The 22,298-nt window shown below is 66.8% G+C and carries 25 protein-coding genes, 2 tRNA genes and 1 riboswitch; of the genes, 10 read left to right on the forward strand and 17 right to left on the reverse strand.

Annotation, left to right across the window (positions count from 1 at the left end):
• Positions 1-121: 121 nt before the first annotated feature.
• Positions 122-2,005, forward strand: coding sequence for a sigma 54-interacting transcriptional regulator (locus N8I71_RS11475; RefSeq protein WP_262878123.1), 1,884 nt, complete (start codon positions 122-124; stop codon positions 2,003-2,005).
• 390 nt (positions 2,006-2,395) lie between these two features.
• Here the strand turns inward: N8I71_RS11475 and N8I71_RS11480 are convergent, their stop codons facing one another.
• Positions 2,396-3,241, reverse strand: coding sequence for a MurR/RpiR family transcriptional regulator (locus N8I71_RS11480; RefSeq protein WP_262878124.1), 846 nt, complete (start codon positions 3,239-3,241; stop codon positions 2,396-2,398).
• A gap of 75 nt (positions 3,242-3,316) precedes the next feature.
• Here N8I71_RS11480 and N8I71_RS11485 point away from each other — a divergent pair, with 75 nt between their 5' ends.
• Genes N8I71_RS11485 through N8I71_RS11500 form a run of 4 tightly spaced genes read left to right on the forward strand, consistent with a single transcriptional unit; the run spans position 3,317 to position 7,386 of the window.
• A complete protein-coding gene (locus tag N8I71_RS11485) occupies positions 3,317-4,054 on the forward strand; it encodes a 5-formyltetrahydrofolate cyclo-ligase (RefSeq protein WP_262878125.1) in 738 nt (245 codons plus the stop codon).
• Between the two features lie 26 nt (positions 4,055-4,080).
• A complete protein-coding gene (locus N8I71_RS11490) occupies positions 4,081-5,055 on the forward strand; it encodes an ABC transporter substrate-binding protein (protein ID WP_262878126.1) in 975 nt (324 codons plus the stop codon).
• Positions 5,055-5,825, forward strand: a complete 771-nt coding sequence (locus N8I71_RS11495) for an ABC transporter ATP-binding protein (RefSeq protein WP_262878127.1) — start codon at positions 5,055-5,057, stop codon at positions 5,823-5,825. The genes N8I71_RS11490 and N8I71_RS11495 overlap by 1 nt, the downstream gene beginning before the upstream one ends.
• A complete protein-coding gene (locus tag N8I71_RS11500; protein WP_262878128.1) occupies positions 5,815-7,386 on the forward strand; it encodes an ABC transporter permease in 1,572 nt (523 codons plus the stop codon). Before N8I71_RS11495 ends, N8I71_RS11500 begins: the two co-directional genes overlap by 11 nt.
• A 212-nt stretch (positions 7,387-7,598) precedes the next feature.
• On the opposite strand, the gene N8I71_RS11505 is transcribed toward N8I71_RS11500, so the two are convergent.
• The 3 genes from N8I71_RS11505 to N8I71_RS11515 form a co-directional block, all read right to left on the reverse strand.
• Positions 7,599-8,498, reverse strand: coding sequence for an HNH endonuclease (locus N8I71_RS11505; protein ID WP_262878129.1), 900 nt, complete (start codon positions 8,496-8,498; stop codon positions 7,599-7,601).
• A 91-nt stretch (positions 8,499-8,589) separates the two neighbouring features.
• Positions 8,590-8,664 (reverse strand) — tRNA-Phe (locus N8I71_RS11510).
• Between the two features lie 104 nt (positions 8,665-8,768).
• Positions 8,769-8,951 carry a DNA gyrase inhibitor YacG gene (locus N8I71_RS11515; RefSeq protein WP_262878150.1) on the reverse strand — a complete coding sequence of 61 codons (183 nt, stop codon included), beginning with the start codon at positions 8,949-8,951 and terminating at the stop codon, positions 8,769-8,771.
• 165 nt (positions 8,952-9,116) lie between these two features.
• Between N8I71_RS11515 and N8I71_RS11520 the strand changes: the two genes are divergently transcribed.
• Positions 9,117-10,361 carry a lytic murein transglycosylase gene (locus N8I71_RS11520; RefSeq protein ID WP_262878130.1) on the forward strand — a complete coding sequence of 415 codons (1,245 nt, stop codon included), beginning with the start codon at positions 9,117-9,119 and terminating at the stop codon, positions 10,359-10,361.
• On the opposite strand, the gene N8I71_RS11525 is transcribed toward N8I71_RS11520, so the two are convergent.
• The 9 genes from N8I71_RS11525 to hisD form a co-directional block, all read right to left on the reverse strand.
• Positions 10,358-11,407, reverse strand: coding sequence for a ribonuclease E/G (locus tag N8I71_RS11525; RefSeq protein ID WP_262878151.1), 1,050 nt, complete (start codon positions 11,405-11,407; stop codon positions 10,358-10,360). The two genes, N8I71_RS11520 and N8I71_RS11525, sit on opposite strands and share 4 nt — an antisense overlap.
• Positions 11,404-11,991, reverse strand: coding sequence for a Maf family protein (locus tag N8I71_RS11530; protein ID WP_262878131.1), 588 nt, complete (start codon positions 11,989-11,991; stop codon positions 11,404-11,406). Before N8I71_RS11530 ends, N8I71_RS11525 begins: the two co-directional genes overlap by 4 nt.
• A gap of 101 nt (positions 11,992-12,092) precedes the next feature.
• The gene (gene infA, locus N8I71_RS11535) at positions 12,093-12,311 is read right to left on the reverse strand and encodes a translation initiation factor IF-1 (RefSeq protein WP_037209844.1); all 219 of its coding nucleotides are present in this window, start codon (positions 12,309-12,311) and stop codon (positions 12,093-12,095) included.
• Between the two features lie 85 nt (positions 12,312-12,396).
• A complete protein-coding gene (locus tag N8I71_RS11540; protein ID WP_262878132.1) occupies positions 12,397-13,290 on the reverse strand; it encodes a carbon-nitrogen hydrolase family protein in 894 nt (297 codons plus the stop codon).
• The gene (locus N8I71_RS11545) at positions 13,287-13,871 is read right to left on the reverse strand and encodes a GNAT family N-acetyltransferase (protein WP_262878133.1); all 585 of its coding nucleotides are present in this window, start codon (positions 13,869-13,871) and stop codon (positions 13,287-13,289) included. Before N8I71_RS11545 ends, N8I71_RS11540 begins: the two co-directional genes overlap by 4 nt.
• Positions 13,868-14,284 (reverse strand): ketosteroid isomerase-related protein, encoded by a 417-nt coding sequence (locus N8I71_RS11550; RefSeq protein WP_262878134.1) that lies wholly within the window; start codon positions 14,282-14,284, stop codon positions 13,868-13,870. Before N8I71_RS11550 ends, N8I71_RS11545 begins: the two co-directional genes overlap by 4 nt.
• A complete protein-coding gene (locus tag N8I71_RS11555; protein ID WP_262878135.1) occupies positions 14,281-14,754 on the reverse strand; it encodes an arsenate-mycothiol transferase ArsC in 474 nt (157 codons plus the stop codon). Before N8I71_RS11555 ends, N8I71_RS11550 begins: the two co-directional genes overlap by 4 nt.
• Positions 14,755-14,762: 8 nt before the next feature.
• Positions 14,763-15,245 carry a UPF0262 family protein gene (locus tag N8I71_RS11560; RefSeq protein WP_262878136.1) on the reverse strand — a complete coding sequence of 161 codons (483 nt, stop codon included), beginning with the start codon at positions 15,243-15,245 and terminating at the stop codon, positions 14,763-14,765.
• Positions 15,246-15,280: 35 nt separating this feature from the next.
• Positions 15,281-16,582: a histidinol dehydrogenase gene (gene hisD / locus N8I71_RS11565; protein WP_262878137.1), complete on the reverse strand. Its 1,302-nt coding sequence runs from the start codon at positions 16,580-16,582 to the stop codon at positions 15,281-15,283.
• A gap of 202 nt (positions 16,583-16,784) precedes the next feature.
• Between hisD and N8I71_RS11570 the strand changes: the two genes are divergently transcribed.
• Positions 16,785-17,186 carry a c-type cytochrome gene (locus tag N8I71_RS11570; protein ID WP_262878138.1) on the forward strand — a complete coding sequence of 134 codons (402 nt, stop codon included), beginning with the start codon at positions 16,785-16,787 and terminating at the stop codon, positions 17,184-17,186.
• A 49-nt stretch (positions 17,187-17,235) separates the two neighbouring features.
• Here N8I71_RS11570 and N8I71_RS11575 read toward each other — a convergent pair whose 3' ends face one another.
• Genes N8I71_RS11575 through N8I71_RS11585 form a run of 3 tightly spaced genes read right to left on the reverse strand, consistent with a single transcriptional unit; the run spans position 17,236 to position 19,191 of the window.
• Positions 17,236-17,703: a DUF2948 family protein gene (locus tag N8I71_RS11575; RefSeq protein WP_262878139.1), complete on the reverse strand. Its 468-nt coding sequence runs from the start codon at positions 17,701-17,703 to the stop codon at positions 17,236-17,238.
• The gene (gene murA, locus N8I71_RS11580; protein ID WP_262878140.1) at positions 17,696-18,967 is read right to left on the reverse strand and encodes a UDP-N-acetylglucosamine 1-carboxyvinyltransferase; all 1,272 of its coding nucleotides are present in this window, start codon (positions 18,965-18,967) and stop codon (positions 17,696-17,698) included. The genes N8I71_RS11575 and murA overlap by 8 nt, the downstream gene beginning before the upstream one ends.
• Positions 18,968-19,008: 41 nt before the next feature.
• Entirely contained in the window at positions 19,009-19,191 is a 183-nt protein-coding gene (locus N8I71_RS11585) for a hypothetical protein (protein ID WP_262878141.1), read from the reverse strand.
• Between the two features lie 93 nt (positions 19,192-19,284).
• Between N8I71_RS11585 and N8I71_RS11590 the strand changes: the two genes are divergently transcribed.
• Positions 19,285-19,359: transfer RNA gene (locus tag N8I71_RS11590), tRNA-Thr, on the forward strand.
• Between the two features lie 128 nt (positions 19,360-19,487).
• Here N8I71_RS11590 and N8I71_RS11595 read toward each other — a convergent pair.
• Complete coding sequence (locus N8I71_RS11595) at positions 19,488-20,132, reverse strand: hypothetical protein (protein WP_262878142.1); 645 nt, start codon at positions 20,130-20,132, stop codon at positions 19,488-19,490.
• 44 nt (positions 20,133-20,176) lie between these two features.
• A riboswitch (SAM-I-IV-variant riboswitch) is annotated at positions 20,177-20,280 on the reverse strand.
• Positions 20,281-20,657: 377 nt separating this feature from the next.
• Between N8I71_RS11595 and N8I71_RS11600 the strand changes: the two genes are divergently transcribed.
• Both N8I71_RS11600 and N8I71_RS11605 read left to right on the forward strand, forming a co-directional pair.
• Positions 20,658-20,972, forward strand: coding sequence for a hypothetical protein (locus N8I71_RS11600; RefSeq protein WP_262878143.1), 315 nt, complete (start codon positions 20,658-20,660; stop codon positions 20,970-20,972).
• A complete protein-coding gene (locus N8I71_RS11605) occupies positions 20,969-22,273 on the forward strand; it encodes a hypothetical protein (protein WP_262878144.1) in 1,305 nt (434 codons plus the stop codon). Before N8I71_RS11600 ends, N8I71_RS11605 begins: the two co-directional genes overlap by 4 nt.
• Positions 22,274-22,298: the final 25 nt, after the last annotated feature.

A 22,298-nucleotide genomic window follows, 5' to 3' on the forward strand; every position in this document is an offset into this window, starting at 1 on the left:
TCGTGATATTCCAATTTATTTCAATATCTTGACCATACCCTATCCCCTGCAATCTTTACGAAATTCCGTAATTTACGAAATTTCGAGAGACCGTGCTGCAGCGCGGCACTAAATTTCGGCCATGCTGGACACACCTCCGCTCCACGATTCGCTGGTCGCCACCGTCCCCGAGGCGGCGCTGGTTCTGGACACCGCGACGGACCGCATCGTCGCGGCGAATGCCGCCGCCCGCCGGATGCTGGGTGCGGCCCCCGGGGCGGTGTTCTCGGACTGGCTCGGGCGCGCCCTGCCCCGCTTCATCGTCTTCATGGAGGAGACGGACCATCGCGGCGAAGCCTGGACCCGCGACGTGGATCTCCTGGTCGCGGGCGAGGCCCTGCCCTGCGAGCTGCGCGCCCGCCGCATCGCCGGAAGCGCCAGCCACGTGTTCATCATGCTGCTGGACCTCGCCGAGCTGGAACGCCGGGCGCAGATGGTCGAGACCGTGCGCCTGCACCGGGCAGGCATCGAGGAATGGAAGCGGGCGCACGACTTCTTCGCCGAACTGGAGCGCCAGAACCAGCTGATCCTGAACGCCGCTGGCGAAGGCATTTACGGCGTGAACGCCGAAGGCAAGACCACCTTCGTCAACCGCGCCGCGCAGGAGATGCTCGGCTGGACCACCGAGGATCTGCTGGGCAAGCCGATCCACGACATGATCCACCACCACCACCTCGACGGCGAGGTGTACCATGCCCACGACTGCCCGATCTACCGCTCCTTCCGCTTCGAGCAGGTGAACCGGATCGAGGACGAGGTGTTCTGGCGCAAGGACGGCCGCCCGATCCGCGTGGAATACGTCTCGACCCCGATCTACGATCAGCAGGTGCTGGCGGGCGCCGTGGTGATCTTCCGCGACATCACCGAGCGCAAGGAGAACGAGAAGCGGCTCCACGACGCGCTGGAGGAGATCGCGAGCCTGCGCGACCGGCTGGAGCAGGAGAACGCCTACCTTCAGGAGGCGATCACCACCGAACGCGCGCATCACGACATCATCGGCACCTCGCCGGCCGTGCGTCAGCTCCTGACCCGGGTGGAGCTGGTTGCCGGCACCGACGCCACGGTGCTGATCTCGGGCGAGGCCGGGACCGGCAAGGCGCTGGTGGCCCACGCCATCCACAACGCCAGCCCGCGGCGGCGGCGACCGCTCATCCATGTGCGCTGCGGCTCGGTGGCGCCAGGCGCGATGGAGGCGGAGCTATTCGGTCAGATCCGGGGCGCCTACCCCGGCGCGCTCCGAGACAAGCCCGGCAAGCTCGAGCTTGCCCATGGCGGCACGCTGTTTCTCGACGACGTGGAGGAACTGCCGGCCGAGGTTCAGGGCCAGCTCCTGCGCGCGCTGCAGGAGCGCGAGGTGACCCGCCTCGGCGACACCCGCAGCCGCAGCCTCGACGTGCGCGTCATCGCGGCCTCGACCAAGCCGCTGGAGAAGGAGGTGGCCGCCGGCCGCCTGCGCGAGGACCTGTATCTCTGGCTCAACGTCTTCCCGATCCTGTGCCACCCGCTGCGCGAGAAGAAGGAGGATATCCCGGCACTCGCCACGCACCTCCTCGGGCTGGCGAGCAAGCGCATGAACCGCCGCCCGCCTGTCATCACGCAGCACGTCATGCAGCGGCTGATGGACTATCCTTGGCCGGGCAACGTGCGCGAGCTGCGCAACGTGATCGAGCGGGCGACGATCGTCTCGCAGGGGGGCAAGCTGATCGTGGACCTCGGCGAACCCGGCACACGGTCGCGCAGCGCGCCCGGACCGATCCGCACCGAGGCCGATCTCGAGGCGGAGATGCGCCGCACGCTTGTCGATTGCCTGCGCGAGACCGGCGGCAAGGTTTCCGGCACAAGCGGCGCGGCGGAGTTGATGGGCATCCCGGCGACCACCTTCTATTCCCGGATCAGGAAATTCGGCATCAAGCCGGAGGAATGGCAGATCACGACGCCCGACAGCCCGCCGGGGACCGGCGCCTGACGGATCCGCCGACGCTTTCCTTAACCGCGGCAGCCAGTGGAACCGAAACCGGGCCACTTCGCAGGGCCAGGTCGGTCAAACCTGGGGACCAAGAGGATCGAACCCGATCCGAATGAGGACCGGACGTGGCGATGAAAGTTGAACGTCTCGGCCGCTTTCGTGGTGCCGAGGGGCGAAATCGAACCACCGGCACGAGGGCTTTCAATCGGTCCGTGAGCACGTTTGCTTGAGGGCCGACGACGATTGAACACTTGCCGGGACCCGTTGAAGGCGCGGGTCGGTGGGCGGGCGAGAGAAGCCTCAAGAGAATGCAGACCCCACGCTCGCTATTGTGATCGATTGAACCACCGGGAATGCGCAGTCGAAGGCTCAACTCGAGCATCTGCAACTTCAGAACAGATCAAGTTCTTCATCGATCGCGGAAAGCGTTGCTATGCGCTGGCCGACCGCATCGGTGTTTTGGCCGAGATAGGCGACGGCGATCAGACGAAGCACCGAAAGCATTGTCGCATGTGTTGGCAGCACCCCGTAGCTCGCGACATGGCATGGCAGCACCACATCCGAGAAGCGATCTGCCTGCGCGGCGTATGCGTGGTCCGTTATTGTGACAATCCTCATACGCGTCGTCCGCGCGTAGGCCAAAAGCGGACGAAGCACCTTGGGCCGAGGTTCGAAGGTAAGTAGGACCAGGACGTCGCGCGGACCGGTCATCGACAGTTCGGCAGCCCAGGACTGGCCGGACCCGCGCAGCTGGTGCACGCTGTGCCGGAGGCGCGAAAACACCGACCGTCCCACGGCCGCCATGCCCTCCTCGTCGCCGAAACCGAGGAACCAGACCCGCGGCGCGGCAGTAAGCATCTTCGCCGCTTCTGGAAGCAGGTCGGAGCGCATCTCTTCGAAGGTGCGCGTCATGTTGCGCAGTTCGAGTTCCAGGTGATCGGAGATCGTTCGACCGAGCGTGGCCGGCTGGTAGCTCGATTCGGAGCCAGCATAAGGCTCGCGCCTGTTTCGCTCATCCCTGGCCTGAAGCCGGACTTCCTCGAAATCGGCGTAGCCGAGACTGCGGAAAAAACGTGCAGTCGTCGCTTTCGACACGCCGGCAAGCGCCGCCAGCTCGGTCGCCGTATGCGTCTCGATAAGGCTTTGGTTCTGCAAAAGAACCTGAGCGATTTTCTTCTCGCTCGCGGTCAGACGCGAGGTTCGTTCCTGAATCCGCAGGATTAGTCTCGAGGCCATGGGGCACGAATCCTCTTGACGCATGAAACTCTTGTTCCACGATTATGAAACAATGAAACAGAGTGAATGGGCAAGATGTCGACCTCCAGGGTTATCCGCGAGAAGATATGGACGAAGCTGAAGGACGTGGCGAGGCCGGATACCCGGTTCCACCTGAACTTCGCCGAAGTGATCCCGGACTTCGAAGGCTCCGAGGCCGCGACGGACCGGCTTGTCGCCGACCCCGCCTATGCCGCCACGACCTTCGCCTTCATCACCCCCGACAACTGCCTCGCCGACCTGCGCCGCCGGATGATCGAGGCCGGCAAGCCTTTCGTGATGTCGACCTACGGCATCTACCGCGGCTTTCTGTTCCTCGATCCGGCAAAGGTGCCGGACGGGGCCGCGCTCTACGCCTCGTGGCTCGACGGAATGGAATACTTCGGTGAACCGATCACGCTGGAGGAGATCGCCCTGAAAGGGCGTTTCGATTACCTCGTCACGGGGGCCTCTGCGGTGTCGGTCAATGGCGTGCGCTTCGGCAAGGGGCACGGCTTTTTCGACCTCGAATGGGGGATGTTCACCGATCTCGGCCTCGTGGACGAGACGACGCCCGTCCATGCCGTCGTGCATGACGTGCAACTTGTCGAAGAGCAGCTCCAGCCGTCCGAGACGGATATCCTTGTGGACCGCATCTTCACGCCGACCCGCACTCATGTCGTTGAACGACGGGCGAAGCGTCCTCGCGGCGTCAAATGGCCACTCCTCGAACCCCGGCAGATCGCCGAAACGCCCCCGCTTCAGGAACTTCAGCGCCTGCAGGGCCTTGCCTGACCCAGCCAACGGAAAGGATACCTCCCATGAGTATCAGACTGAACCGCCGCCGCTTTCTCGGAACCACCGCCGCCCTTGGCGCGGCGGCAGCCATGCCTTGGCGCCCCGCGCATGCATCGACACCTTTCACCATGCAGGCCGCGTGGATCAATGATGCCGAGTTCGCAGGCTATTTCATCGGTATCGACGAGGGTTACTATTCCGACGAGGGTCTCGACCTGACCTACCTTTCGGGTGGGCCCGACGTGATCCCCGAAAGCACGATCATCGCAGGCCGCGCGGACCTCGCGCTCACGACACCCGACACGACGATCCGCGCCATCGTGGAACAGGGCGCGCCGTTCAAGATCATCGGGGCGCAGTATCAGAAGAACCCGATCGGCATCGTATCGCTTGCGTCGAACCCGATCCTGACGCCGCAGGACCTCGTTGGAAAGACGCTCGCCGTGCCGCCGGTCAACGTCATATCGGTCAATGCGATGCTTCAGATCAACGGGATCGATCCGAACGCCGTGAACATCGTTCCGTATGCCTATGATCCAACGCCGCTCATCCAGGGCGAGATCGACGCAAGCCTCGATTTCACGACCAACGTTCCCTACACCATCAGCCAGCAAGGCGTGGAGGCGGTGTCCTTCCTGCTCTACGACTATGGTTTCACGATCTACAACGACACGGTCGTCGTGACCGAGGAGGTGCTGGCCGAGAAGCGGGACCTCCTCGTTGCGTGGCTCCGTGCTTCGCGTCGCGGCTGGGAGGCCAACTTCGAAGACCCGAACCTCTGGCCGCCTCGCTGGGCAGATACGTGGTTCGCGGGCACGGGCCGCACGATCGAGAACGAGATCTTCTTCAACAACGCGCAGATGCCTCTGATGCAAAACCCTGCAGGCTATTTCGCAATGAGCGAGGAAGACATTGAGGCGAACCTCAGCGCCCTCGGACAGGTGGGCATCGTCGGAAACCGCGAGATGTTCGACACGACGCTGCTCGAGGAGATCTGATGGACGCCCCGGACGGGATCGCCCTCTCCGGGGTGTGCAAGACCTTCACCGGGCGTGGCAGGGTGGTCGAAGCGCTTCGCGACGTCACCCTGACCTGCCCGCAGGGGTCTTTCACGGCGATCATCGGGCCCTCGGGCTGCGGCAAGTCAACCGCAATGCGGATCGCCATGGGGCTTGAACAGCCTGACAAGGGAACGGTCAGCATTGCGGGCAAGACGCCACTGCAGGCAGCACGCGACGGACTGACAGGCATTGCCTTCCAGGACGCTGCCCTGCTGCCGTGGCGCAGCGTCCGGCGCAATGTCGAGGTTCCGCTCGAGGTGCTGCGCAGGCCGCTTGCAACCTCTTCCGAACATGTCGAGCACCTGATCGAGCTGGTCGGGCTCAAGGGTTTCGAAAACGCGCTTCCGGGCGAGCTTTCGGGCGGAATGCGGCAGCGCGTCGCCATAGCCCGCGCCCTCGCCACCCATCCGCAGGTCCTTTTCATGGACGAACCCTTCGGCGCGCTCGACCAGATTCTTCGTCGCCAGATGAACTTGGAACTGCAGCGAATCTGGGCCGAGAGCGGCTCGACCGCGCTTCTTGTCACGCACGGTATCGACGAGGCCGTATTCCTCGCGGACCGCGTGGTCGTCATGCACGCCCATCCCGGCAGGATCGTGGAGGTGATCGACATCCCGTTCGACCGGCCGCGGCAGCCGGCTCTCTTCTCCGACGCGACCTTCCACCAGACCTGCGACAGGATCGCCGAGGCGCTGCATGGCGGCTGACACGCGGCTTCCCCTCCGCGGGCTTCGCAACGCGGTGATCATCCTCGCGGTCTGGGAGATCGTCGGCCGACTTGATCTCGTGGCAGGAGGAGCGCTGCCCGGCTTCACCGAGATCCTTTTTCGTCTTTGGGAGGACCGCGCAGACTACCCTCGGCACATCTGGGCGACACTCGCGGCCTCGGGCGCGGGTTTCCTCATCGGCAATATGGTGGCCATTGCCGCGGGCATCGTCTTTGCGCTCTCCCCTGCCACGCTGCGGCTGTTCCGCGGCGTGAATATCGCGATCTTCGCGCTTCCGCCCATCGCCATCGCACCGATACTCGTCCTGACGCTCTCGGGAATGGCGCCTCGGATCGCGCTCGCGGCGCTTGGCGTTTACTTCGTCACCATGACCGCAACGGTCATCGGCCTCAGCCAGGCCGACAGCCGGGCAACAGACCTCATCCGCGGCTATGGCGGCTCCCGCCGGGACGAACTGCGCCTGGTGCTCTTCCGCGGCGCGATGCCGTCTATCCTCTCGGGCCTCAGGATCGCGGCCCCGAACGCAGTCCTCGGCGCCATCCTCGCAGAGTTCGGTGGTGGCGGACGCTGGGGGCTCGGTGCCTATCTGCTCGGCTCGCTTGGAAGAGGAGAGCCGGACCGCCTCTGGAGCATCGGGCTGGTGGCAACGCTCATCGCAGGGCTGAGCTACGGCGTCTTTGCGCTTCTGTCGCGGCGGATCGTCGGAGCAACCCGTGCGGTCACGCTCAACAGTGCGATCCCCGAGGTAACCAAGGTAGGCGGAACGCCCGCGTTCCGGCTTTTCCTCACACTCGGCGCCGTGGCGCTTCCGTTTCTGTTTTGGTGGGCCTTCATCTGGCTGACGGGCGTCCCCGATCTCATCGCCAAGACGCCCTGGGGCGTCGTAGATTACCTCTTCCTGTCCCGCACGGCCGAGACGGCACAGGCCCGCCTCCTCGCCGCGCTGGCCGAGACTTTGCCAATCACATTCGCAGGCATGCTGGCAGGCCTCGCCTTCGCCTTCCTCCTCGCGATCTCCTCCAAGCTTTTCCCGCGCGCAATCGAAGCTTTCATGCCGGTCGCGCTGATCACCCAGACGATGCCACTCGTCGCGCTAACGCCGCTTCTGGTGCTCATTCTCGGGCGAGGGCCGTCGTTAACCCTCTGGGTCACGATCTCGGTCACGTTTTTCCCGGCCTTCGTTACCCTGGCGCAGGGCATCGCACTGGTCCCTCGCAGCGCCGAAGAACTCCCCCGGGCCTATGGTGGCAGCCGGTGGACCGAACTGCGCATGGTGACGATCCCGGCCTCCCTGCCGTACCTGTTCGCCGCGACGCGCCTGACGGTGCCGCGCGCGCTTCTGGGCGTCATGATCGCGGAATGGCTGGCCACAGGACGCGGGCTCGGCAATTTGCTCAACCAGTCGCGTGGCTATCTCGACTACGGCATGATCTGGACGGTTGCAGCGGTCTCGGTGCTGCTATCCGTCGTTTTCTATCAAGCTGTCGTCCTCATCGAACGACGCGTCCTCACGCGCATGGGAATGTCCACGGCGGAATAATCCGCACGAGTCATCAGGCGAAGATGTTCACTCTTGGATTTGCCGCCAGCAACCCGCAGACGTAAGGCTTGCCGGGTTCAGATCGGCATATGACCGGTTCCGAGTTCGAGTGGTGAGAGCGGCACTGGGCACGGATTGAAGGGGAGCTACGGCACCCCTTCCCGTCTTGTCACCCAGATCCGCCTTCGCGCGTTGCGGATGTCTCACCACAACTAGTGCTTGAAGCAGTTCGCCCGATGCCAAGCAACGAACTCGGACCTCGGTTGCTCGGAGGGGCGCCGGGGCACGAGCAACCTCCCCGAGGGGTTGATCATCGACCGGATCGCACCCGCGTCGTTCGCCTGCCGCGAGACCAGGACGCCAAGGTCGTCGTCCAGCCCCACGAGCCCTCGATCGAACATCCAGTGCGCCGTGCCAGAAAGCGCGATCCCGTTGCTGACGATGTCGGGGCCACCGGCCTCTACCGGCTTGATGTGCGCGGCCTCGACCTCGGCACGCCCGCCGCCGTTGATGAGCCTGAGCCCCGTGATCGCGCAGCGCTCGCCATAGACGCGCAGCACCGACTTGCGGAAGTTGCGGTCCCTCACGGCGCGGCTCGCAAGCTGGCGGATCCGCTCGCCCGTCGACAGGTGCTCGAACGGTGCTGGCGCATCGGCGAAGCCACCCGGCGATGCGGGATCCCCGACGCGCGGCAAAACCGCGTCCTCGCCGCCCAGGCCCCGCTCGACGATCCGCGCGAAGTCCGCGGGCGAGAGAATCCGCACCGCCGCCTGCGCCCGGCCTGAAATGGCGCCCACATCGTTGAGGACGCCCCGCTCGACCACGTCGCCGCCGTCCCGGAACGGCACCGGCTCGCCGAAGTCGAGGTATGTCCCCGGAGCGATCACGGCGATGAACATGTCCCTTTCGCGCGGATCAGGCACGACCTCCTGAACCTTCGCCACCGCGAAGTAGCCGCGCGTCTCCCTCACCTTCGACGGCTCGAGATAGACGATCCAGTCGCCCTCGCACTGCCGGACGCGCGAGAGATACTGCTTGGGGAACTGGTAACGCTCCGACGGAACATCGTCGTAGATCGAGTCCGAGCGGTGCATAAAGACGCCGAAGGCCATGGCCAGAGCATGAAGCGGGCGAAGGGCGATGCCAAGAAGCAAACGGACTGCCTCCGGGGGGGGCACAACGCGTTGGCCTTGGAAGCTGAAGTGGTGCCCGGGGGCGGAATCGAACCACCGACACGAGGATTTTCAATCCACTGCTCTACCCCTGAGCTACCCGGGCACTTGGGTCGGCCGTTGACGCGGCCGGGGGTCGATTTGCGGCGTTCTAGGGCCTTCGCGGCGGGCTGTCCATAGGGCTTCGGCACTTTTGCCAGCCGCGCTCGCTCAATGCGGGCGCGAGCGGATTTCCTCGAGCGCCGATGCCGCTTCCTCTGCGTCCTCGGGATCCTCGGAGGGCACCGCGTAGCTGCCGTTCAGCCACCGCGCGAGGTCCACGTCGGCACATCGCCGCGAGCAGAAGGGGCGGTACTTTTTCGTCGCCGGTTTGGAGCAGATCGGGCAGGACATCGGGTCTTCTCTCGCCATTTCGGACGTGTCGCGAAGCTGCACGAGCGGCCCGGGCGAGGCAACCCCCGCGAAAGCCCGCCGGTGACGCCGCCGATCGCCCGAAGGCCCTGCCCCCGCGCGCCCTTCACGCTATAGTCAACCCGATCGAAGCAAGGGAGACGCGTCATGGCCATCTCGCGCAGGACCGCGCTGATCCTCGCCGCCGCGGGCGCGGCACAGGCCTGCATGCCGATCCCGGGCGGCCCGGGCGCCGGCGCGCCGGACGCGCTGGGGCCCGAGTTCCGGCCGCAGGCCAATGCCGACTATGACGCCTGGGTCGCGGCCTTCCGGACGCGCGCGCTCGATGCCGGCATCACCGCCGACAGCTTCGCGCGCGGCTTCGAGGGGCAGGGTTTCCTGCCCGGCGTGATCGAGCGGGACCGCAACCAGACGGAGTTCCGGCGCACGACCGAGGACTACCTCGCGCTCGTGGCTTCGGACGAGGATGTGAGCCTTGGGCGGTCGCGCACGGCGCCGGTTCGCGGCACTCTGGCCGATATCGAGGCCGCGACAGGCGTCTCGGGCGACGTGCTGGCCGCCATCTGGGGCGTCGAGACGCGCTTCGGCACGCGGCTGGGCCAGATCCCCGTGATCTCGGCCACCTCGACGCTGGCCTGGGAGGGGCGACGCGGGCGGTTCTTCGAGGCGCAGCTTCTGGCCGCGCTGCGCATCGTGCAGACGCGCGATACCACGCCCGACCGGATGACGGGGTCCTGGGCCGGCGCGATGGGGCACACGCAGCTGATGCCGACCGTCTACCAGGAGTACGCGGTCGATTTCCGCGGCGACGGGCGGCGGGATATCTGGAGCGACGATCCGACCGACGGGCTCGCCTCGACCGCCAACTACCTCGTGCGGCACGGCTGGCAGGGCGGACGGCCCTGGGGGTTCGAGGTTCACCTGCCCGAGGGCTTCACGGGGCCCACGGGGCGCGACAACCGCCGGTCGGTGGGGGAGTGGCGGGCGGCGGGCGTGCGGCTCGCCTCGGGCGGCGCCCTGCCCGACCACGGGCCGGCGGCGATCCATGCGCCAGGCGGGGCGCGGGGGCCGGCATGGTTCCTCTACCGCAACTTCGACGTGATCCTGCGCTACAACCCCTCCACGAATTACGGCATCGGGATCGGCTACATGGCGACGCGGCTGGGTGGCGGCGGGCCGCTCTCCCGTTCCTTCGGGCCGGACGAGACGGGGCTGACGCAGGACCAGCGGCGCGAGTTGCAGCGGCGACTGACCGCGGCGGGCTACGACACGGGCACGCCCGACGGGGTCTTCGGGCGGAGGACGGAGGCCGCGATCCGCGATTTCCAGCGCGCGCGGGGTCTGCCGGTGACCGGTGTCGCCTCGCCCGATCTGCTTGCGATGCTGCGCTAGTCGCGCGGCCAGGACTGCGAGAGCGGAAGGCGGTCGCGCTTCTTCTGGATCTCGAAGTGCCCCAGCGGCGTCCAGCCGGCCAGCACCACCTCGGCCCCGTCCTGGCGGAAGGCACGTGTCAGGGTCTGCTCCACGCCCTTGCGGTCCTTCTTCGGCATCGGCGCGAGGTCGAGCACGATCTGCCCGCCCAGCCCCCTGAGCCGCAACTGCCGCGGCAGGTCCTTCGCGAGTGCGAGGTTCGCCTTCAGCCCGGCCGCGAGCGAGGTGTCGGCGCCGGTGTTGACGTCGACGGCGACGAGCGCGCGCGTGGGTTCGATGAAGGCGCGCGCGCCGCCCGACAGGGGCACCTCGGGCGACAGCACCGCGTCGACCGCCTCCAGCACACCATGGTCGTGGAAAGAGCCTTCCGCGTCGATCACCTCGTCCGGGTCGGGTTCGGCCCAGTCCCGCCAGGCGAGATGATGCGCGTCGGCGGCATCGAGCAGCAGTTCCGGCCCGCCCGCGGCATCGGCCATCACCGCCGCCGCAAGATCGCGCATCGCGGCGATGTCCGCCGCCAGCGCGTCGGCGTCGACGGCTTCCGCGGCGCTCCGCAGGATCAGGCCGTGGCCCTCGGCCGCGCCCTCCATGGCCTCGTGCGCCACTTCGAGAAGGCGGTCGCGCTCGGCCTCGTCGCGGATGCGGCGCGAGATGTTCAGGCCCGGCGCGTCCGGCGTGACGATGGCATAGCGGCTCTTGAACAGGGGCCTCGGCGTGACCGGCACGGCCTTGCCCGGCTCGGCGGTGCCCGAGACCTGCACGATCATCGTGGCCCCGGGCGCGATTCCCTTCGCCTGCCGGAGGTAGCCCTTCGCGCCGCCGCCGAGGCTGACGGTCAGGCCGCCCTGCCCCTTCATCGGCCGGTCGGCAACGGCACGGTATATGGCGCCCGGCAGGGCCGCGTCCCCCTCGGGGTCGATCAAAAGATCCATCAGCCGCCCGTCGACCATCAGCGCCGCGGCCTTGCGGCCCCCGACCTGGTCGAGCAATATCACGCGCCCCTTCATGCAGTCCTCCAGACGGGCCATCCCGCGGAATGGAGCAGCGCCGCCGTCTCGGCCAGCGGGAGGCCCACGATGGCCGAGTGGCTGCCCGAGATCCACGGGATGAAGGCCCCCGCCGGCCCCTGGATCGAATAACCCCCGGCCTTGCCTTGCCAGTCGCCGGTCGCGAGGTAGCCTGCGATCTCGGCTTCGGACAGGCGTTTCATCCGCACACGGCTTTCCACCACCCGCTCCCATGTCCGCCCGCCCCGGCGCACGGCAACGGCCGTGAAGACGCGGTGCCGCCGACCGGAGAGCGCGCGCAGGAATGCCTCGGCCTCGCCCGCGTCTTCCGGTTTTCCGAGGATGCGACGGCCCATCGCGACGGTCGTGTCGGCGCAGAGCACCACGTCGTCCGGCCCGGCCGCCACGGCCGCGACCTTCTCGGCCGCGATGCGCGCGCAGTAGGGGCGCGGCACCTCGCCCTTGCGGGGCGTCTCGTCGATGTCGGGCGGCAGGACCGCGTCGGGCACCACGCCCAGCACGGCCAGAAGCTCCAGCCGCCTCGGGCTGCCGGAGCCGAGGATGAGCCGCGGGGGCGGTTGCATGTGCGAGGTCATTTCATTGCCCGGAACGGCGCCCGGGTGCCGGGCCGCGCGCCGCCTGCGGCGTCACGCCTACCCGCACGGGGCGAAGACACGTCTTCGCCCTACTTGAAGCGGTAGTTGATGCGCCCCTTGGTCAGGTCGTAGGGCGTCATTTCCACCTGAACCCGGTCGCCTGCCAGAACGCGGATGCGGTTCTTCCGCATCTTTCCTGCCGTGTGCGCGATGATCTCATGGCCGTTTTCAAGCTCGACCCGGAATGTCGCGTTCGGCAGGAGTTCCTTAACGACACCAGGAAATTCGAGCATTTCTTCCTTGGCCATGGTCACTCCTTGCTTGGCGCACCAAGGGGGCCGGATGGTCCCCTTCGCGCAAGTGGGCGCTAAATGCGCCCGGTTCGCCAGATTTTCAAGGCAAATCTGCCTTTGCACCCGAAAGGGTGGCGCGTGCGGCGCTTTCGGGCCAGTGGGCATGGTTGAACACGGCCCCTGTGCGGCGTACCCGCGCCACGGCGCCGGGATCGATCTCGGCCACTGCCCAGCCGGGATCGTTCAACGCCCGCTCGGCGAGGACACCCGTTGCCGGAAAACCGAGGTCGGGCGGCCCGTAGACCGCGGCGGCGCCCGCGTTCTCGTCGACGGCGGGCGACCACGCGGCATCGCCGACGGTGGGCGCATGCACCACGACGCATTGCCCTTCGAGGGCGCGGGCCATGGCGCCGACCCGCACGCGCCAGTACCCCGAGACCGCATCGGTGCAGGAAGGGACCAGGAGGATCTCGGCCCCGGCCTCGACAAGCGCGCGGCCCAGAAGCGGAAACTCCGCATCATAGCAGATCAGGACCCCGACCCGGCCGAGCGCGGTGTCGAAGACCCTGAGCGGCCCGCCCGGCACCACGTCCCAGCGCTCGCGCTCGAAGCGTGTCATCACCTGCTTGTCCTGGTGGCCGTGGGGGCCCTCGGGTCCGAAGAAGGCCGCGCGGTTCACGGGGCGCGCGCCGAAGGCCGCGTCGAAAACCGGACCGGACGGTGCGAGAATGTGGACGCCCCGCGCACGGGCCAGCCGCTCGGTCAGCGCGTCGGCCTCCGCCGTCCAGCGCGCGGCGGCATGCAGGCTCGCCTCGAGATCGGCCGCCGCCTCCGCCCCGTCGAGCGTGGCCAGTTCCATGCGCCCGTACTCCGGGAAGACGAGAAGCTCCGCCCCTTGCCCCACAGCGGCGTCGACCCACTCGGTCACCTTGGCCGCATAGGCGTCCCAGTCCCGAAGGAAACTCAGCGGATAAGCGGCGGCGGCGATCCTCACAGCGTCCTCATCCAGAATTGCAGGGGCTTGGCGGTCTGACCTTCGTCGCCGATGTCGCGCCAGGAGAATTCGGCGACGACACCGTCGAGCCTTTCATACCCGCGCGCGCCCCAGAAGCCGTCGAGAGGGCGATACCCCTCGGGCCGCGCCGGATGATCGGCGGGGCGCACCACGCCACAGAACGCGACGCGGCTATAGCCCAGGCGGCGGGCATGGGCCTCGCGACGGTCGAAAAAGGCATGCCCCGCCCCCTGCCCCCGGTATCCCGGAAGGAGCACGGATTCCGCGCAGTAGAAGACATCGCCGAAGTCGATCCCCGTCCCGTCGAAGGCCGCGCGGAAGTCGTCGGCATGGTCGCCGAGCGGCATTCCCGTCGCCGCCCCGACCATTTCCGCGCCGTCGTAGGCGCCCACCACGATGCTGTCGCCCTTCGCATAGCGCGCGAGATAGCTCCGCTCGTAGTCGAAATCGCCCTCGTAGAGGTAGGGCCAGTCCCGGAAGACGGTGATCCGCAGTCGGGCGAGGCCGTCGACGACCTCGGCGATATCCGGCCCCGTGAAGTCCCGGAATTCCAGGCTCATGCCGAGACCTGCCGCACCCAGTCGGCGAGGTTGTAGTAGGTGACGACGCGCGCGATCCGCCCATCCGCGACGGTGAAGAACCCGCCCGCCGGCAGGACATAGGTTTGCCCCCGTGCCTCCGGCAGCCCCGCGTCGGTGGAAAGGTAGGTGCCGTTCACCGTGAATTCGGCCGCGGCGCGGGTGCCGTCGGGGCTCGCCATCACGACGATGTCCGTCAGTTCCTCGCGGTAGCAGTCGGACATGTGCGCGCAGAATGCCGCGAAGGCCTCCTTGCCCCTGCGCACCGCGCCCTCGTTCACGTGGTGGGCCACGTCGTCGGACAGGCAGTCGAGCATGCCCGCGACGTCCCCCTCGTTGAACGCCGCGTAATAGCGCGCCACCAGCGCGCGGGTCGCATCCATCGCCTCGCTCATGGCAAGTCTCCCGTTTCATGGGTCGGCGGGCCGAAGCGGTCGATCATCCGGCTCACGATCTGGTCGCGCGCCTGCCGGTAGGCGGAGAGCTTCGCCTCCCGCGTCTCGCCCAGCCCCGTGGGGTCGAGGATCGGCCAGTATTCCACGTCGGTATGGAAATGCCGCGTCATGTCGAGCGCGCGCCGCTGGCTCGCCGGGCTCAGCGCCACGATCAGGTCGAAGCCCGAGATATCGTCGCCCCATTGCTGCATCTCGTCGAAGCTCCGCACGCGGTGCCGCTCCAGTTCCACGCCCAGTTCGGCGCAGACCGCCACTGCGAAACCGTCGATGTCGAGCTCGCCCTTCACGCCGGCCGACTGCACGTAGGCGCGGTGGCCGTAGAACTTCTTCATCAGCCCTTCCGCCATGGGAGAACGCGTCGCGTTATGGTCGCAACAGAAGAGCACCGACTGGGGGAAGTCCGTGGCCACGGCCCCGCTCAGCCCCCGAAATGCAGGACGCAGATCAGGGTGAAGAGCCGCCGGGCGGTGTCCATGTCGACCTCGGCCTTGCCTTCGAGACGTTCCTCCAGGATGCGCGCGCCCTCGTTGTGGATGCCGCGCCGGGCCATGTCGATCGCCTCGATCTGGCTGGGTGGCAGGCGTTTCACGGCGTCGTAATAGCTTTCGCAGATCTGCCAGTAATCCTTGACCACCTGCCGGAACGGGCTGAGCGAGAGGTGGAATTCCGCGGCCTCGCGCCCGTCCTCGGTATCCACGTCGAAGACCAGCCGCTTTTCCCGGATCGCGAGCGTCAGGCGATAGGGACCTTCGGGCACCTCGCGCCCCTCGCGGGCGGGCAGCACGAAGGAGTTCTCCTCCAGGAGGTCGAAGACCGCCACCTTCCGCTCCTGCTCGATCTCGGGCGTGGGTGCGGGCATGCCGCTGGTGTCGATATCGATCTGGCAGATATGCATTGTCATCACGTCTCCCCAGGCAAGGGCATGCCTCAAGCGCGCTAACGGTTCAAGCGGTCGAGCCTTGCGCGGACCGATGCGCCATGTGCCTCGAGGCTTTCGGATCGTGCCAGCGTTTCGGCCGCCGGGCCTATGGCGCGCAAGGCCGCAGGGGTCATCTGCGCCAGAGTGGTGCGCTTCATGAAGTCGAGCACGGAGAGACCGGAGGAGAACCGCGCCGACCGGGCGGTCGGCAGGACGTGGTTCGGCCCGCCGATGTAGTCGCCGATCGCCTCGGGCGTCCACTGGCCGAGAAAGACGGCGCCCGCGTGGGTGATCTTCGCCAGCAGGGCCTCGGGGTCTGCGACGCAAAGCTCCAGGTGCTCGGGCGCGATCCGGTCGGAAAGCGCCGCCGCCTCGTCGAGATCGCGCACCGTGACGATGGCGCCATAGTCGCGCCAGGAGGGCCCCGCGATCTCGCGCCGCTCCAGGGTCAGAAGGCGCCGGTCCACCGCCTCGGCCACCGCCTTGCCGAAGGCAACGTCGTCGGTGATCAGGATGGACTGCGCGCTCTGGTCGTGCTCGGCCTGGCTCAACAGATCGATGGCGATCCAGTCGGGGTCGTTGTCGGCATCCGCGATCACGAGGATCTCGGAGGGCCCTGCGATCATGTCGATGCCCACCTTGCCGAAGACCCGCCGCTTCGCCGCCGCGACATAGGCGTTGCCCGGGCCGGTGATCTTGTCGACGGGCGCGATGGTTGCGGTGCCATAGGCCATCGCCGCCACCGCCTGCGCACCACCGATGCGATAGACCTTCTCGACCCCCGAAAGCCGCGCGGCCAGCAGGACAAGCGGATTGGCCACCCCGTCGGGCGTCGGCGCGCAGATCACCAGCCGCTCCACCCCGGCCACCTGCGCGGGAATCGCGTTCATCAGAACGCTCGACGGGTAGGAGGCGAGGCCCCCCGGCACGTAGAGCCCCGCCGCCGACACCGGTGTCCAGCGCCAGCCCAGCGTCGCCCCCTCGGGATCGGTCCAGCGCGCATCCTCGGGCCGCTGGCGGACGTGGTAGGCGCGGATGCGCTCGGCCGCGAGTTCAAGGGCCGCGCGTTCGTCATCGGGCACGGTGACGATGGCCGCGTCGATCTCGTCCGCCGTGAAGGCCATCGTTTCGGGCGTCAGCCGCAGACGGTCGAACCGCTCCGTCAGCTCGATCACGGCGGCATCGCCCCGGGCGCGCACGTCGGCGATGATCGAGGCGACCGCGTCGTCGACCTCGGGCGCTTCCTCGCGCTTCATCTCCAGAAGCGCCGCGAAACATCCCTCGAAGCCCGCGTCATTCGTATCCAGGAATACCGGCATCTTTTCCCCGTTCGTCGTGCCGGTTCCCTCTACCGGTTCTGCCGCCGGGGGTGAAGCGGCCAAAAAGCGCGCTCCGACGGCTGCACATTGACTCATATCAAACGAAATAATTGCCAGGCCCATTAGTGTAACCTGACCGCATGTGCCTCGGGACCGGGTGGGCGCGCGTGGTTTGCATCAGGCTGCACAAAGGAAGGGAACCATGACCAAACTCACACTGATTGCATCGGTGGCGGCGCTCGGAATTTCTGCGACGGCGGCGTTCGCCCAATCGAGTGCAGGGCTCGAGGAATACATCCAAGCCTGCGCCAGTTGCCACGGCCTGGCCGGGCATGGCGACGGACCGCTGGCCGAATACATGACGGTCGAAGTGCCCGATCTCACGCAGATCAGCATCGCCAACGACGGCGAGTTCCCGATGTACCACGTCATCAGCATCATCGACGGACGCACGGGCGTGCGCGGCCACGGAAGCCAGATGCCGGTCTGGGGGCAGCGCTACCAGATCGAGGCGACGCCCGAGGCGGGCGAATACGGCGCCGAGCTGATTGTGCGCGGCCGCATTCTCGCGCTCGCGCAGCACCTGGAAGCCATTCAGGAATGACCAGAAGTCCCCGGGCCGCGTCGATCGTGGCCCGGAGGATCCGCCGCGATCACTCGGGGTGTTTCGGCGCGCGCCCCGAGGGGGCCTCGTAGGGCCGCGTCACGTCGGTCAGCGTGACCTCAAGCGCCTCGACGTCCACCGCAACGGCGCCGTCTCCGGCAAGAACCAGCGTGATCCGCCCCGTCCCGTCCGGGCCCGGCGTCCAGTCGAGCGTCAGAAGCGACAGGACGGTGTCCGGATCGCCGCGTTCCACGCCCTGGCTCGATACGCCCAGCGCATCCTCGACCGTCAGCACCGCGCGAACCCGCTCGGGCCGGCGGCGCCCCCCGCCATCCTCCCAGCGAAAGCGGTTCAGGAGGACCGCGAAGCGCCTCCGCCGCGCGTCCCACGTCATCTCGCTGGCGGGAAAGACCGCATCCTGCGTCAGGGCAGCGATCACCTTTAGATCGTCGGCATCGAGCGCCCGCAGGGTCACGGGCCGCTCGGCACCATCCTCGAAACGCGCGTCGTCAGTCATCGCCCTGCACCCGTTCGATCTTCGCGCCGACGGCCGAAAGCTTCTCCTCCACGCGCTCGTAGCCGCGGTCGAGGTGATAGACGCGGTTGACGACGGTCTCCCCCTTGGCGGCGAGGCCCGCGAGGATCAGGCTGACCGAGGCACGCAGGTCGGTCGCCATGACCGGCGCACCCTTCAGCGTCTCGACACCCGTGACCTTCGCGGTTCCGCCGTGGACGTCGATGCGCGCGCCCATCCGCATCAGTTCAGGCGCGTGCATGAACCGGTTCTCGAAGATCCGCTCCTCCAGGACGCTCACCCCGTCGGCGAAACACAGCAGCGCCATCATCTGCGCCTGGAGATCGGTGGGGAAGCCGGGGAAGGGCGCGGTGGCCACGTCCACGGCCTTCACGCGGCCATTCTTGCGCTCGACCCGCAGGCCGGCCTGCGTCTCGCTGACCGAAACGCCCGCCTCTTCCAGCTTCTCGACAAAAGCGCCGATCAGCGACATCTGCCCCCCCAGAAGCTCGACGGACCCGCCCGCGATGGCAGGCGCCAGCATGTAGGTGCCAAGCTCGATCCGGTCGATCACGACGGGATGGGTCGCGCCGTGCAGGCGGTCGACCCCCTCGATCGTGATCTCGCCGGTCCCCTCGCCCTCGATCGCGGCCCCCATGGCCCGCAGGCAACGCGCGAGGTCGACGATCTCGGGCTCGCGCGCCGCATTCTTCAGAACCGTCGTCCCCTTCGCCAGAGTCGCGGCCATCAGCGCGTTTTCCGTCGCCCCGACCGAGACCATGGGAAAGTCGACGATGGCCCCCTTCAGCCCCGACGGCGCGCGGGCATGGACATAGCCCTCGCGCAGGTCAAGCTCCGCGCCCATCGCCTCGAGCGCCTTGAGATGCAGGTCCACGGGCCGCGCGCCGATGGCGCAGCCCCCGGGCAGCGAGACGACCGCATGCCCCTCGCGCGCCAGCATCGGCCCAAGCACGAGGATCGAGGCGCGCATCTTGCGAACGATGTCGTAATCGGCGGTGTGGTTGTCGAGCCCGTGCGAGGACAGCGCCAGCACCCGCCCGTCGTTCAGCGCCGAGACCTCGGCGCCGAGCGATTGCAGAAGCGTGGTCATCGTGCGGATGTCCGACAGCCTCGGCGCGTTCGTCAGCGTCAGTGGCTCGTCGCTGAGCAATGTCGCGGGCATGAGCGTAAGACACGCGTTCTTCGCTCCCGCGATCGGGATCTGCCCCGACAGCGGTCCGTTGCCCGTCACCACGATCCTGTCCATCGCTCCACCCTCGCCTCTTGCAGGCCGGGTCCATCCGGGGCTCAGTCCCCGGTGCCGCCCGTCTCCGCCCGTTTTCTCGCCTGCGCCTTGCGCTTGGCCATGTTGGCCTTCAGCGCTGCCTTCAGCCGCGCCTCGCGGCCCGTTTTCGCGGGCTGCTTCACGGCCGTTTCCGGTGCCTGTTGCCCGGCCCGTTTCGGCGTTTCGGGGTCACTCCTGCCGACCATGGAGGCCCTCTTACCTTGCACCGCCGGAAGCGTCCAGATTGCGCTTGCGTCATATGGCGATTGCGTCTAATCCACCGCCCACACCGCGCGAGGGCCGCAGTAGCTCAGTGGTAGAGCGCACCCTTGGTAAGGGTGAGGTCGGGAGTTCAATCCTCCCCTGCGGCACCATCACTCGCTGAAAATTTATTATACTTCAATGTGTTATAGGGTCTCGGGATTTTTGACCCACCCAATAAACCACCCTTTTGCGAGTGCTTTATGTGCCCCAGGCCAAGCTCGCCGCAACAGAAAAACGACTAGAGCCCCGCTAGATTTCCACCGGTTCTGAGCAACTGGTCCCACGACACCTCCGGAAACGTTCGCTCTTCGAACCGAACCTCTATGCCGGCGGATTTCTCGTTGAGGGCGACCTGCAGCAAACTGACGGCCTCGGGCGTTTCGCAATAGACAGCCGGCATGGCGCCGAAATCATCCTCGCAGTTCCGGAAGGCAAGACCTCGGCCTTCGGGCTCGGTCCCGTCCGGACCGAGGCCTAGCGCCTCCAGTAACCAGACAGCCTCGCTGTCCGGAGAATAGTTGGCCGCCCAGACTGGATAGTAGCCATCTGCGACAGATGGCTGGAAGGTGTCGTCGCGGGAGAATCGGCCCTCGTCAATCAGTCTCCAGTGATCCCGCTGGGTCAGTTTGCGGAAGCTGCCCTCACCCAACGCCTCTTCGATGACGTCGAACTTCACCAGCCGCCGCGGGAACGGCAGGGCGTCGGTCACGATCCGGAAACCCGGGTGGTCGGGGTCGCGATGCATGTAGATGACGCGTTTGGCCGTTGGCGGCGGCACGAGCAATGGCGCCTCGTGGCGCAGGTGGTGTTCCAGAATGCGCTCCACCTGTGGCGTCAGGGCGAGCGCCGAGGCGCCCCGCAGAAAATCTCGTCGCGACAGCATTTGCATCCTCCTTCAGAGGGCGTGGCGGTCACGATCTGGATGAGGCTGCACCCGTTTTTTGCCGGATCGGCCACATCTCCCGAAGGACGACCACCTTGCCGGGTTGGGCAGGTTGGTGGGGGCCGAAGCCCCGCTCTTGATGCTGCGGATGACTTACCAGAGCGATGGCGAGCTCACAATGAATTTACTGCGACACTTGCCGGTGCCCCACGCAACTCGCCAAGGGCTTCGCTAGCTTGAGAGCATGCCGCTGCGAGGACTGATGGCCGCGAAGGACCGGCAAGCAGACGTTGATGCAACATGCAGCGAACGGCGGCTTCGAGCCCTACTTGGACCTTGCTGTCCGGCGCAGCATTTTTTGCGATTGGCGAATAGCGGAAATTCGCTGCGGGCGCGAGTGTACCCCGAACCACCGTGGAAGATCAACGTATCGGGCTGGAGATCGCGCACTCCAACGCGCAATCGCGGATCACATCATCGCCACAGTCATGCAGCTCCAGTGATGGGTCAGGTGGATGCGCACCCGTGGACAAGCTCATGGAAGAGAACCGAATACCAACTTTTGTTAGCGGAGCTGGTTTCGGTATGCCGGAACCGGAACCAATCAGGCGTCGTGATCGTGTCCTTGGCGGGATGACGACCGGCCAGATCAACTCCGACTTGATGGCCTTGAAGAACGTCTCGACCACGGGCGGAACGCCACTTGGGGAATGCCCGGTGGAACGGCCTGACAATCGCGCGCCCGACACCAATCCACTTCGAAGGATTGATACAGGTCAAAGGCAACGGGTGATTGCCATCGCTACAATTTACCATCGCAACAATTTCATTGGGGAATGATGATGCGTTTTCCGTCATTCGCACTGACCGCCGCGGCGCTTGGTGCGACCATGTTCGCTGGGACGGCGGCGTCGGCCTGCCCGACAGCCGCCTACCCCGGCCCGGGTTTCAACTACGCCGGCGGCGATCTGTATTCCGGTCAGGCGTTCACCACCACAGCGACAGGCGGCAGCGACCTGTCGGCTTGTGGCATCCCGGGCGCCCGAGGATATGCCGCAGACGTGGCGACCATGTCGATGTATCTGACCATGATGGACGGCTATGCGCTGGACATCGACGTTCAGTCGGACTGTGACTCAACGATCCTGCTGCATACACCGGACGGCGGCTGGGTATTCGACGACGATTCCGGCGGCTCCCTGATGCCGAGCATCACCTTGACCGAGCCCTGGCGCATGAACGGTCGCGTCGATGTGTGGGTCGGCACCTATGGCGGTGGCACTTGCCCCGCGACGATCACCTTCCGGACGGGCCGTGCGCCCGGGGTCGCGGACGAAGCCGGCGACGTGCCCATGGGAGGTAGTGGCGCTGGCGCCGCCGTGGGATGCCCCAACCCCGGCCTTGTCGGGCAGACCGTCGCCTATACCGGCGGGCAGCTCTGGTCGCGCCAAAGCCTTCCGGTGCAGGCCTCGGGCACGACACCTCTGGGCTCCTGCGGCATTCCAGGAACACGCGGCTATGCCAACCCGGCCCCGAACTACAGCTTCTACCTGTCGGGGATGCAGGGGTACCGGCTCGACCTGACGGCGGACGCCTCCTGCGACTCGACCATGCTTGTAAGGACACCCGACGGGCTGTGGCACTTCAATGATGACGGTCATGGCAATTTCGACCCGCTGATCTCTCTCACGCCACCCACGGCACTGGAGGGTCGCGTGGATGTCTGGGTCGGCACCTACGGTCCGACGCCCTGCCCCGCGACCCTGAACCTCGAAACCTTCACAGCCGCAAGCGGCGCGCCGCAGGCCGGTGGCGGACAGGGGGGTATCTCACCGACCCCGGCACCAATGCCGGGCAGCCCGGTTCAGCCGACACCAGACAACGGCTTTGCCGGCACTTGGTCGACGAACCAGGGCGGCATGATCCTGACGCGCATGGGCAATCAGGTCAGCGGCAGCTACGGCGGCAGTGGGAGCCTTGTCGGGACCGTCTCGGGCAACATGCTGACAGGAACCTACACCTGGAACGGGTTGCAAGGTCAGTTCCAGCTTACCCTGATGGATGGTGGCACGGCCTTTTCCGGCACTTGGTCGCGCCCCGGCGCATCCGGCACCTGGACCGGGTCCTACATGGGGCCGTAACCCCAGGTCGCGGCCGGGCGAGGCC

It is taken from the genome of Roseicyclus sediminis (genome assembly GCF_025515305.1).
GTDB classification, from domain to species: domain Bacteria; phylum Pseudomonadota; class Alphaproteobacteria; order Rhodobacterales; family Rhodobacteraceae; genus Roseibacterium; species Roseibacterium sediminis.

Excerpts from the sequence above, each read along its gene's own strand:
- N8I71_RS11530 (WP_262878131.1), bottom strand. The coding sequence starts at position 11,991 with ATGCAACCGCCCCCGCGGCTCATCCTCGGCTCCGGCAGCCCGAGGCGG.
- N8I71_RS11525 (WP_262878151.1), bottom strand. The coding sequence starts at position 11,407 with ATGAAGGGGCGCGTGATATTGCTCGACCAGGTCGGGGGCCGCAAGGCC.
- N8I71_RS11595 (WP_262878142.1), bottom strand. The coding sequence starts at position 20,132 with ATGCTGTCGCGACGAGATTTTCTGCGGGGCGCCTCGGCGCTCGCCCTG.
- infA (WP_037209844.1), bottom strand. The coding sequence starts at position 12,311 with ATGGCCAAGGAAGAAATGCTCGAATTTCCTGGTGTCGTTAAGGAACTC.
- N8I71_RS11560 (WP_262878136.1), bottom strand. The coding sequence starts at position 15,245 with ATGACAATGCATATCTGCCAGATCGATATCGACACCAGCGGCATGCCC.
- N8I71_RS11545 (WP_262878133.1), bottom strand. The coding sequence starts at position 13,871 with ATGAGCCTGGAATTCCGGGACTTCACGGGGCCGGATATCGCCGAGGTC.
- N8I71_RS11585 (WP_262878141.1), bottom strand. The coding sequence starts at position 19,191 with ATGGTCGGCAGGAGTGACCCCGAAACGCCGAAACGGGCCGGGCAACAG.
- N8I71_RS11550 (WP_262878134.1), bottom strand. The coding sequence starts at position 14,284 with ATGAGCGAGGCGATGGATGCGACCCGCGCGCTGGTGGCGCGCTATTAC.
- N8I71_RS11515 (WP_262878150.1), bottom strand. The coding sequence starts at position 8,951 with ATGTCCTGCCCGATCTGCTCCAAACCGGCGACGAAAAAGTACCGCCCC.
- N8I71_RS11605 (WP_262878144.1), top strand. The coding sequence starts at position 20,969 with ATGATGATGCGTTTTCCGTCATTCGCACTGACCGCCGCGGCGCTTGGT.
- N8I71_RS11475 (WP_262878123.1), top strand. The coding sequence starts at position 122 with ATGCTGGACACACCTCCGCTCCACGATTCGCTGGTCGCCACCGTCCCC.
- N8I71_RS11520 (WP_262878130.1), top strand. The coding sequence starts at position 9,117 with ATGGCCATCTCGCGCAGGACCGCGCTGATCCTCGCCGCCGCGGGCGCG.
- N8I71_RS11505 (WP_262878129.1), bottom strand. The coding sequence starts at position 8,498 with ATGGCCTTCGGCGTCTTTATGCACCGCTCGGACTCGATCTACGACGAT.
- N8I71_RS11495 (WP_262878127.1), top strand. The coding sequence starts at position 5,055 with ATGGACGCCCCGGACGGGATCGCCCTCTCCGGGGTGTGCAAGACCTTC.
- N8I71_RS11570 (WP_262878138.1), top strand. The coding sequence starts at position 16,785 with ATGACCAAACTCACACTGATTGCATCGGTGGCGGCGCTCGGAATTTCT.
- N8I71_RS11485 (WP_262878125.1), top strand. The coding sequence starts at position 3,317 with ATGTCGACCTCCAGGGTTATCCGCGAGAAGATATGGACGAAGCTGAAG.
- N8I71_RS11490 (WP_262878126.1), top strand. The coding sequence starts at position 4,081 with ATGAGTATCAGACTGAACCGCCGCCGCTTTCTCGGAACCACCGCCGCC.
- hisD (WP_262878137.1), bottom strand. The coding sequence starts at position 16,582 with ATGCCGGTATTCCTGGATACGAATGACGCGGGCTTCGAGGGATGTTTC.
- N8I71_RS11500 (WP_262878128.1), top strand. The coding sequence starts at position 5,815 with ATGGCGGCTGACACGCGGCTTCCCCTCCGCGGGCTTCGCAACGCGGTG.
- murA (WP_262878140.1), bottom strand. The coding sequence starts at position 18,967 with ATGGACAGGATCGTGGTGACGGGCAACGGACCGCTGTCGGGGCAGATC.
- N8I71_RS11480 (WP_262878124.1), bottom strand. The coding sequence starts at position 3,241 with ATGGCCTCGAGACTAATCCTGCGGATTCAGGAACGAACCTCGCGTCTG.
- N8I71_RS11575 (WP_262878139.1), bottom strand. The coding sequence starts at position 17,703 with ATGACTGACGACGCGCGTTTCGAGGATGGTGCCGAGCGGCCCGTGACC.